Here is a 10,224-nt window from a genome sequence, read left to right as displayed (position 1 = left end):
CTTATTCAGCTAACGAAGCAGGATAGTAAAATAACGAGAGGAACCGCTGTCAATAATGCTACACAGAAATTCATATTTATTTTTATCTTTTTTAGGGATAATTTTTGCATTCGATGGTATGATCTTTTCATTATATTGAAATTATCATATTATTTAAATTAGGTGGGGTTTGAATGGGTGGTAAGACGAAGAAAATTCTTTTTATTGGAATCGCATTTTTGATTGTTGTGGTTATTGCAATTCAATTTATCACAAATGAGAAAAAAAAGAGCAAGTAAAGCAGGAAGCAATTCAAGAAGCAAAACATAAAGCTGAAAAAGCAAAAGAAGCAATGGCAATGGCAAAGGCAGAAGCAAAGAAGAAGGCAGAAATAGAAGAATCTGAAGCAATTCAGAAATTCACTGATCTTGTGACAAAGATTTCTGAAGAATCAAGCGGGGTCATTGAAATGGTTGCTGCTGGACGGGAAATGGAGCACTGGAGAGGTTCTGTGTACATTAACGAGCAATCGTGGTCTAATATGAATGAAGCCGAGAAAAAATCTATAACTCAATCGGTCGGAAACGAATTAAAGAATGCAATTGTTAATTCGAAATGGGGACAAGAGGAAGATAAGACTTTTATTGATTTTTACATTGTTAAAAATATTTCCCAGAGTGAACTCGAAAGTGGTCGAAAAGTGCTTGAAGGATATTCAATCGAAAGATAAAGAAGAGCTATTAAAAGACGAAATTCTTAAACTTGGAATAACAAAAACAACTTTTTTAATGCGTATAGGCTAGTATATTTGTGAAGTAGTACACTTAAACTATCGGGTGCAAGAGTTTAAGAAAATGATCGCTGCGGCGGTCTTTTTTTGCTTGTTGTACTAACGGAGCAGGATAGTCGAATAAGAAATTTATGGGAATATACTGGTTCCAAATTTTAGGTATATCCCAAATAACGGATTTGACTACAGGTTGCTTTCATTATTTTGAAGCATACTATACAAAGCACTTTGAATTAATTAACGTTTATGATGAAAAAGGGATGGTGTATGATGAAAAAGCAGCTTCCACCTGGCCAATTCGAAACAGAAAAATGGCCAATATTGCACACAGGGGATGTTCCCGAGTTTAATGAAATCACATGGAATTTCAGACTTTTTGGTGAGGTGAAGGAAGAAAAGTTCTTATCCTATAAGGAAATCATGGAGCTTCCCAAGACCATATCAAACGTTAACATGCATTGTGTTACCACCTGGTCTAAATTTGATACAACTTTTGAAGGAATTGCACTTAGAGAGTTATTGAAATTTGTTGAAATTAATGAAGGTGTAAAATACATTAAAATTTACGGTTACTACAATGGGGACAGATTTGGTTATTCTGCAAACCTGCCGCTAGAGCCTTTATTAGGAGACGATTCTTTGTTTGTATACCATTGGAAGGATAAAAATCATGATTGGCAGGATATTGATCCAAAACATGGTTATCCACTAAGGTTTATTCCACCAGAAGTATTTTATCTATGGAAAGGCTCAAAGTGGGTTTCAGGGATTGAGTTTATGAAAGTAGACGAGGCTGGTTTTTGGGAAGAGCTTGGCTATTCGATGACAGCAAATCCATTTAAAGAAGAGCGGTACCGTTAACACAGATTCGTTTAGGAAACAAAAAGAAGCATCAAAGATTGTGAAACAATGCACTTAAACTATCGGGTGCGTTTGTAAAATAATAAATAGATTCCGAATTGGATTTCATAGTTCATAAAATTAGCCATAAGAAGTCCCTGACATCATCTAATATGAAAATAGTAGGGACTTCAATCTAATTATTATGGCTTCGATTCGACCATTTCATCGTGGACTATTATATCTAAATAAAATTTCGGTTTTTTTGGCGGCAATAACTCGAGAAACCGTTCAAATGGCATTTGGCAAGATTCGAATTTTTCTATAAGATCGAGCATGGTTATTCCTTTGTTTATCACTAGTTCTTGATAGACTCCTTCCACCAGCAAGGCTTCAAGTTCACGCTTATGCGGCGGGCAAACTGTAAACGAAGCCAGCTCACGTAGTTGTTTTAGTGTTGCGGCTTGCTCCAAGTCAACAAAATGACGAAGCAGATAATCAAAACGGATTGGTTGATTTAATGGGAAATGACGTAAATTACTATTTGCTGATGACAAAATGACAAGATCATCATGAGTGATTCCATATCTTTGTAAAGCCCTATTGATGTTTACGCAGCTATTTGCAGAAAACACATCGAGATAATCCCCATGATGAAAGGTAACCTCATCAGCTTTTGCTATTAGTTGCTTACTGCTAACATTTACAATAAGTTTACAGTCGTTTAGTACGACTTCGTACTTACCATCCATAAGTTTATCCTCTGATTTGTCGAGGTACCGAATAGTTAGTTTGTCTGTTGTTTCCTTTTCTTTTTTAATCAGTGTCAGCCTGAAAGTATCGATGGCATCCGACCACATCTTTTTTTTCCATTCTTCCACTTGGTAATCAAAATTACCACTGGCATCCGCCTCGCCTCTCTCCGAAAACCTAGAGGCACCTTTCGCTGCGAGCATTTCGTCAATCAATCTTGGAACCTTCTGATACGTACTTGCCCAGTTGCGGTCGCCGCAGCCTAACACTGCGTATTGAACCCCTTTTAGAGAAGCTGAATCGGCTTGTTCTAGCCATTGGACAAACTTTCGAGCATTCTTTGTCGGATTTCCGTTATAAGAGGAAGTAACGATTATAACGGCCCCATTTGTGGGCAGGTTTCCAACGTAATCATTTAATTCAGCCGCTTTACTTTCAACACCATAGCTGCTGGCCGTTTGGGCAAGTTCTTTTGCAATTCGCTCTGCTACACCCAGATTTGATCCGTAAAGGACGTGTAATGTCCGATTGTTAACGCCGCTGATGGTAACAGGTTGAACTTGGTGATCGTATTTACTGCGCAGTTGACTTTCAAAAGGACTTTTAACCTTTTTATCCCGTGCTTTAACACGCAGTCTAAACATATCAGGCTTTAATGTTAAGGTTTGTTTCACCTTTAATTGATAGTTGGTGTCATCAATTAACTCAAAATGCTGTAAAATCATACCTAATACTAATGTCGCCTCATGAAGGGCAAATTGCATCCCAATGCAAGCACGCTGACCATTTCCAAAGGGCTTATAGGCATGGGGTGGAATTTTGCTGGGATCTGCAAATCGCTCGGGACGAAATTCTTCTACATCATCTCCCCAGGCTGATTTATCCCGATGAAGCTGCGGCAAAAGTATGGCAATATTTTCACCTTTATTTATTTTGTATTTTCCGCCAATAACCGTATCTTCTTTTGCATATAAGGCGAATTGCGGAGCTGTCGGATATAATCTCAAAGACTCGTGTAAAATCATTCGAATGTATTTTAACTCAAGAACCTGCTGATAGCTTGGAGCAGACTCAGTTAGAACATGATCAACCTCCTCATAGGCCGTTTTTAATACATCTGGATTCTTTAACAAAAGGAATATCGCAAATGATAATAAACCACTAGTTGTTTCATGGCCGGCAATGAGAAAGGTGATGATTTGACTCCGAATGTTTTCATCATCCAGATGATCACCTGTTTCAGGATCTTTTGCATAGAGCATTCGTGCTAGTAAATCGGTTTCACCTTGGTCGCCACCCGTTTTTCGTTCCGCAATTAACTGGTCTACCAAGGCAGACATAACATCAATGTCCTTGGCGAATTGCCGATTAGTCAGTACCTTGAGTTTTTGTTGAATCGGAAGCCTTGTGCTTCGATGCATCGCTTCATCCAACGCCCTAACCATGCTAACGATAAAAGGATCATGCTCTTCCCGGTAAAAGCTGTTAAAGCGATAGTTAAAACCACATAAACCAATCGTATCCAAAGTGAGCCTCGTCATATTATCGGGAATATCAATACTATCTTTTGGGTTTAACCGTGCCCATTTATCTACAAGCTGCTGAGCGATATCGACCATCATAGCGTGATATCCTCTCATTGCCTGCTGACTGAAAGCAGGAAGCAGGATATTATGAGCCTTTTTCCAGTTAGGATCTTTGGTCAGTGATGTAAAAAGGCCGCCGCTGCCTAGCGCACGTAAATGATGCAAGGCAACCGCAATGCTCTTGTCAAAGCGGGATTCATCACAAAGCTCTGCGACTAATTCATGGCCGGAAACGAAAAGAAGGGACAAACTAAAAGCCTGGAAGCGATAAATCGGACCTAGTTCTTCAGCAATTTTACAAAATGATTGTGTCGGGGCATCTTTATCAATTAATGGCAGGTTTCCTAGTGGGCCAAACGTTTTAGGCTGAGGGATTGGCAAGTATTCTTCCATAATCCATAAAATCTCCTTTCTATTTTAAAAAAAGCAGAATCCTTGAACTAAACAATCAGAAATGTTTTAGCAGTTACTTGTTTCCTAGAATCCCGTATAGGATAACATTAGCAATTTCTTCCTCTAGATTTTCCGCCGGTATCTTCTCTGAAATTAAGTCTGCCTGCATTTTTTCGAAATTAAGAATTGACCAAATCGCTGTGGTGATGCCCAGTTCATAGAGTAGAGTTTGTACTGGCGACAACTCTTTATTAGATAGAGTTTTTAGCAAATGTTTCATATTTTGATCATTCGTATAGACCTGATTTAAAAACATTTTGGCCAGCTCTGGATGATTAGGCGCCTCCCTAAAGAGAATATTAAAGCTGTCCAGATTGCGCCGTACAAGTTCCACCCTTTCCTTTACAATTTCTCTAACCTGCTCAGGGGTGTGGTCAGAATGGTTGACGGTGCTGTTATACAAGGCAGGAGTAATGCAGGCAAGGAAAATATCTTTTTTTCCTTTAAAGTGTTTATAAAGAGCAGCCTCCGATACGCCGACTCTTCTTGCAATCTCTGCTGTTGTTGCACCGTTGTACCCGCGTTCGGCAAATATTTCTCGTGCATTTTGAATAATTTTATCTTTTGTCTCCAATTGTGTTCCCATCTTAAGACCACCTTACAGGTTAGTGAATACTTACTAACTTTACACTATTCAGAATATTTACGGTAGTGAAAAAATGCCTATTTTTTATTTTGAAATTTAGAAACGTCAAAGTAGAATGAGGCTGCTTTGTTTCGTATATGTGGTATTCTATGAGGGTAAATAGAGGAGCTAAGACACATTGTAAAAACAATAAATAATCTCTAAGTTTCTCCAATTAATAGTGCGTTTCTACAATGCGTGTAAGACGTTTTTTTATGTACCCTTAAGGGTTTGTACTCGATGCTTTACTTAGAATACGGTGGGGGAAATTCACATATATTTTTGATTGATGATGATAGGGGGTATATACCAATGAAAAAGCGTGCAATTGGTCATAATGGTCCACTAGTTTCAGAGATTGGCCTCGGTTGTATGGGGATGTCATGGCTATATGGTAATGCTGACCGAATGGAAAGCATTGCAACAATCCACGCGGCACTTGAGAAAGGTATTACACTCTTTGATACAGGGGATTTCTACGGCGATGGACACAATGAATTACTTCTACGTGAAGCATTTCAAGGAATCCAACGGGAAAATGCATTCATCTCAGTAAAATTCGATGGCAAGCTACATTCACAGGGCAAGAGTCATCGAAAGAGTGATAACCACCCTCATACAGTAAAGAATTTCCTTGAGGATACACTACTTCGACTAGGTGTTGAATACATCGATCTTTATCAACCAGGCACAGCCTGCATCGATCCAAACGTACCGATTGAAGAAACGGTTGGTATAATTGCCGATTTGGTAAAGAAGGGATATGTACGTTACATTGGTCTTTCTGAAGTAGGATCTGATACAATTCGGCGCGCACACGCTGTACATTCTATTAGTTGGCTGCAAATGGAATACTCACTATTTAATCGGAGCATCGAATTAAATATTTTGCCCACTATACGGGAATTAGGCATTTCGCTTTCGGCTTACGGTGTTCTCTCAAGAGGGTTGTTGAGCGGTACATGGTCAAAAGATCGAGAGTTAGGTACGGATGATAAGCGTCGGAAGGCTCCACGGTTTTCAAGCGAAAATCTCCAAAAGAATTTAGCCCTTGTTGAGGCTCTGCGTACAATTGCTAAAGAAAAGCAAGTAACTGTTGCGCAGATTGCTATCGCATGGGTTCTATCTCGGGGTGAAGATGTTATCCCATTGGTTGGAGCAAGAAAGAGATCACAACTTCAGGATTCCTTCGGTGCACTTGAAATGAATTTAAGTTCAGACGACCTTTTACGAATCGAAGAAGCCGTACCTCCAGAACTTGTCGCTGGTGAATACTTCCCTATACCGCGGGAAAAATGGTTTATTAACTAACTGGTGCTTTACTTCAATAGAAGCAAGGCATTTTACTTATTCAAGTAACGAAGCAGGTTTATGAAAGATATACATATTGAGGAGGCGTATTAATAGTGGAAAATAAAAATGTTTTTTCTTAAAGGTGTTTTCACTTAAGATGGTTCGCTGCTGCGACCATCTTTTTTATAGTTTGTTAGGATTGGTTGAGTTCTTAATAGACAGTTAAAAGATTCGTTTTCTTTCAACTAAAACACCTCTCTAAATTGCTCTTATTTAAGCAATTTCATGAGAGGTTTGCTTTATAAGTTATTATTTGAAAAATATTTCCGAGTAGTCTCACGTATTTGGTTGGGTAAGATACGATCAAGTTCTTCATTTAACCATGCAAGTGATTTACTTCGCAAGTAATCACGCATCTTTTCTTCCGCAGAGAGCATAACTAAATTGATGGTACAAGAGGAGGGAGCCGGACAGCAATTCTCCCTATACAAATAACCATTATCTTTAATATTTTTACATTGAAAAATAGGCTTTGTACCTTCAACTGCTTCAACTACATCCCAAAAGGAAATATCTCCTGGGGACCTAGATAACCTATATCCTCCCTTTACACCAGGTACAGAACTCACAATGCCAGCCTTAGATAATTTACCGAAAACTTTTGAAAGAAATGTCTCAGAAAGCCCTTGGAATTCTGCCAAATCCTTTATCCCAATACTTTCGCTGGAAGGAGCATCAATTAAATAAACCAGACAATGTAAAGCATATTCAACTCCGACACTATACTGCAAATAAACTCACCTGCTTTTAATTTAAGGGTTATCCAATTGTATCTTATGAGTATTTAGAGTGTAAGTCAAATAAAAGAAGGCTCTAGTTGGTAAATCTATTCAATTGACAAGAATAAATATTTCACATATTGTAGACTAAGTTAATCGTCGATTAACTTAGTCTTTAATAAAACCCTAAATTCATTATGAATCAAGGTGTTCATTAAAGTACTATCTTCCATTCAATTTTTTATTGAATAAACTTTTTTAGGAGGAAATCAAATGGAACAACGAATTGATTATTACAATGTAGCACCAGAAGCTCTTAAAATAATGATGGAAATGGAGAAGTATACGAAAACTTCAGGTATAGACCGTAAACTTCGTGAACTTATAAAAATTCGGGCTTCTCAAATAAATGGTTGTGCATATTGTCTTAACATGCATACAGCTGATGCTAGAAAAATGGGAGAAACGGAACAACGTTTATATTGTATTAGTGCTTGGAGAGAGTGTACATTTTACACAGATGAAGAAAAAGTAGCTCTTGAATTGACAGAGTACGTAACTTTAATTCCGACAAAACGTGTACCTGATGAACTTTATCAGCGCGTTCGTGAACATTATAACGAGAGACAATATGTTGATCTTGTTCTAATAATCAATCAAATAAACAATTGGAATAGAATTTCAATCTCAATGGGTAACCTAGCAACTGAAAATTAATTACTCTCAACGAACATCTGTATCTCAAATTGTTACGGTAGGGAGGGGAGGGGGCGACTTTCCCCCGACTTCCTACACACCGGTATAGGACGGATTAACTCTGTTTGAAGCAGAAATTCAAAAATTGTTAGAAGACTTTTCACTTATTAATTCGAGCCAGTTTAAAAACTTCGGCCGTTGTAGCTCACTCCAGCTATGACAAATTTTATATTTTTCTCCATTAATAATATAACTCATATTCCAATATCGTCTAAGACCATTGACTGTCGTTTGCTCACCTAATGGTTTGTCTTCTACTACTTTCTTCAGTACAGGGAAATTGATGCCGAATGTTTCCTTCGAGTATCTTTCATCTAATAAATTTTGAACCATTTCATTGGCAAGTTGGTTATTTTTTGCGAGTTTCCCCATTTCATTTCGAACCAGGATTCCTATTCTAAGGTGTTCATTCGTGTCCTTTTTCTGATTTTTCTTCAGACCTACTAAGTCTTTTGTACCCATAGCTGGTACTCGTTTCATTTTTGATCGAATAGCCACAGAATTCAGTACATGTTCAGTGAATTCTTCATTTATGTATACTGTAAAGTTAAATTGAAAGCCATAAATTTTGAAAATTTCATTTAGTACTCTTACAGCATCCGTGAGTTGTCCATTTATGGATGAATTTATTGAAGGTGTTGCAAAGACAATCGTGCCATTGGATAGATCATAATAACCATGGATTAGCATGGCAGTACGAATCAATTCATTAAGAATGTGTTCGATTTTATCAGTAGTGCTCCCATATTTACTAACATCTGCGTCTAAAGAGGTGATGATTCCATACATGTTCGTTACCGTACCGGATCTTATATCAAGTCCTATTATGTTAATTTTACCTTGATGTAAAAATGGGATTAGAGAAGCAGTGTCTTTGAAAAGCTTAAAGTTAAACCTTTCATTAAAAAAATCTTTTGCAGAAGTCAGGACTTCTTCAATTGTATCTTCATTATGTAATTTCCATGAACGGGTCGATACCTTCCAATTTAATTGGGTAATTTGACATTTCTTTATTTCCATCAACCATGAAACAATCGATGAAGTTGTACTTCTCGTGCTCATTCCTTCAACTCCCGGTGCCATTGCATTTTCTAAAAAGTATAACAAACTTTAGATACTCGTCCAATCTAAAAGAAACCATGGGAAAGGTTCTCTTGGTTCAAAAGAGGTTAATTGCTACCACAAGAACCGTCCCTTTGGCACCTGGAAAAATTGGAATAGAAAATATAAATGAATAGTAAATTTTAAGAAGAATCTATTTGTTTTTTTTGACTCTTCTTTTTTTGTTGTTTACCAAGTTATTTCATAATCTCTCAATATTAACCAATGAAAATATTTATAAGGGGGTTCTATAAATGGATCGAACAAGGCTACGCATAATTGATTTAAGTGTACCATTAGATAATCAAGCAAAAGAGCCTTTTCCACCAGAGATTAGCTATGGATCGCATGAGGAGGGAGCACAACAGGCTGCTCAGGTGTTGGGCTTGAAACCAAGTGATTTTCCTGACCGCGCTGCATGGGCTGTCGAAACCGTTACCTTAACGACACATACAGGTACACATGTTGATGCGCCATGGCATTATGCTGCCAAAACTGCAGGCACTCCTTCTCGAACCATTGACGAACTTCCTCTTGAATGGTTCTACGGCAATGGTGTTCTTTTTGATTTTAGTGATAAACTAGCAGGATATGAAATTATCATTGAAGACTTTGAAAAACAGTTAGAAGAAATGGACTATCAACTACAGCCGTTTGATATCATCCTAGTTCGAACGGATGCAGATAAAAAATATTATCAAGATCATTATGCTGCTGCCCATGCAGGTGTTTCGGCGGAAGCGACAAGATGGCTGATTCAAAAAGGGATAAAGGTTATGGGGACGGACGGCTGGGGATGGGATATACCACTTTATAAACAAGCTGAGGATTATAAAAATAACCCACGCGAAGGCGTTCTTTGGGCCGCTCATTACGTTGGGAAAGAAGCAGAGTATTGTCAAATTGAAAAACTAGCAAACTTGGAATTACTTCCGAAACGATTTGGTTTTAATGTGGCTGTCTTTCCTATAAAAATAAAAGGTGCCAGTGCAGGTTGGGCACGACCTGTTGCTATTTTAGAGTAAAGGGAAGACAGATCAGCCATTCAAATAAGCACCCCGGATCTCCTTATCGTAATCCGGGGCTTTTATCATTAGATAGGTAAATTTAAATTCTATTTTTTCCTCAGTTTCCCTTTATCAAGCTGATTGCTTTTTGTTTCTTCTAGTAGGTTCTTCTTTTTTATTTGATTTAGATGTTTTTGATTTAGACACCCTAAAAAATAATATCAATCCGGCATTTAACATAAGAGTCCATACAAGTGCGAAT

General features: G+C 37.8%; 8 protein-coding genes and 1 pseudogene. 5 read left to right on the top strand and 4 right to left on the bottom strand.

Annotation, left to right across the window (positions count from 1 at the left end):
* Positions 1-337: 337 nt before the first annotated feature.
* Together ABES02_RS29050 and ABES02_RS29045 are read left to right on the top strand one after the other, a co-directional pair.
* Entirely contained in the window at positions 338-709 is a 372-nt protein-coding gene (locus tag ABES02_RS29050) for a hypothetical protein (protein ID WP_430141383.1), read from the top strand.
* Between the two features lie 330 nt (positions 710-1,039).
* Positions 1,040-1,630 (top strand): molybdopterin-dependent oxidoreductase, encoded by a 591-nt coding sequence (locus ABES02_RS29045; RefSeq protein WP_430141380.1) that lies wholly within the window; start codon positions 1,040-1,042, stop codon positions 1,628-1,630.
* A gap of 227 nt (positions 1,631-1,857) precedes the next feature.
* On the opposite strand, the pseudogene ABES02_RS29040 reads toward ABES02_RS29045, so the two are convergent.
* Positions 1,858-4,341 (bottom strand): annotated as a pseudogene (locus ABES02_RS29040) (cytochrome P450); the annotation flags it as partial.
* A gap of 73 nt (positions 4,342-4,414) precedes the next feature.
* A complete protein-coding gene (locus tag ABES02_RS29035) occupies positions 4,415-4,987 on the bottom strand; it encodes a TetR/AcrR family transcriptional regulator (protein WP_289985975.1) in 573 nt (190 codons plus the stop codon).
* Between the two features lie 351 nt (positions 4,988-5,338).
* On the opposite strand from ABES02_RS29035, the gene ABES02_RS29030 reads away from it, so the two are divergent.
* The gene (locus ABES02_RS29030; protein ID WP_430141378.1) at positions 5,339-6,337 is read left to right on the top strand and encodes an aldo/keto reductase; all 999 of its coding nucleotides are present in this window, start codon (positions 5,339-5,341) and stop codon (positions 6,335-6,337) included.
* 281 nt (positions 6,338-6,618) lie between these two features.
* Here the strand turns inward: ABES02_RS29030 and ABES02_RS29025 are convergent, their stop codons facing one another.
* Positions 6,619-7,110, bottom strand: a complete 492-nt coding sequence (locus ABES02_RS29025; RefSeq protein WP_430141376.1) for an RrF2 family transcriptional regulator — start codon at positions 7,108-7,110, stop codon at positions 6,619-6,621.
* 261 nt (positions 7,111-7,371) lie between these two features.
* Here ABES02_RS29025 and ABES02_RS29020 point away from each other — a divergent pair, with 261 nt between their 5' ends.
* Positions 7,372-7,815, top strand: coding sequence for a carboxymuconolactone decarboxylase family protein (locus tag ABES02_RS29020; protein WP_430141374.1), 444 nt, complete (start codon positions 7,372-7,374; stop codon positions 7,813-7,815).
* A gap of 117 nt (positions 7,816-7,932) precedes the next feature.
* On the opposite strand, the gene ABES02_RS29015 is transcribed toward ABES02_RS29020, so the two are convergent.
* On the bottom strand, positions 7,933-8,916 hold the full coding sequence (locus tag ABES02_RS29015; protein WP_430141372.1) for a hypothetical protein: 984 nt from the start codon (positions 8,914-8,916) through the stop codon (positions 7,933-7,935).
* 293 nt (positions 8,917-9,209) lie between these two features.
* Here ABES02_RS29015 and ABES02_RS29010 point away from each other — a divergent pair, with 293 nt between their 5' ends.
* A complete protein-coding gene (locus ABES02_RS29010) occupies positions 9,210-9,980 on the top strand; it encodes a cyclase family protein (RefSeq protein ID WP_430141371.1) in 771 nt (256 codons plus the stop codon).
* The last annotated feature ends 244 nt before the right edge of the window (positions 9,981-10,224 follow it).

This window comes from Neobacillus pocheonensis (assembly GCF_050477905.1).
Classification (GTDB): Bacteria; Bacillota; Bacilli; order Bacillales; family Cytobacillaceae; genus Neobacillus; species Neobacillus pocheonensis_A.
This window is presented reverse-complemented; position numbering and strand designations above follow the sequence as displayed.

Coding starts and splice junctions, on each gene's coding strand:
- ABES02_RS29050 (WP_430141383.1), top strand. CDS start 338: ATGGCAAAGGCAGAAGCAAAGAAGAAGGCAGAAATAGAAGAATCTGAA.
- ABES02_RS29045 (WP_430141380.1), top strand. CDS start 1,040: ATGAAAAAGCAGCTTCCACCTGGCCAATTCGAAACAGAAAAATGGCCA.
- ABES02_RS29035 (WP_289985975.1), bottom strand. CDS start 4,987: ATGGGAACACAATTGGAGACAAAAGATAAAATTATTCAAAATGCACGA.
- ABES02_RS29030 (WP_430141378.1), top strand. CDS start 5,339: ATGAAAAAGCGTGCAATTGGTCATAATGGTCCACTAGTTTCAGAGATT.
- ABES02_RS29020 (WP_430141374.1), top strand. CDS start 7,372: ATGGAACAACGAATTGATTATTACAATGTAGCACCAGAAGCTCTTAAA.
- ABES02_RS29015 (WP_430141372.1), bottom strand. CDS start 8,916: ATGAGCACGAGAAGTACAACTTCATCGATTGTTTCATGGTTGATGGAA.
- ABES02_RS29010 (WP_430141371.1), top strand. CDS start 9,210: ATGGATCGAACAAGGCTACGCATAATTGATTTAAGTGTACCATTAGAT.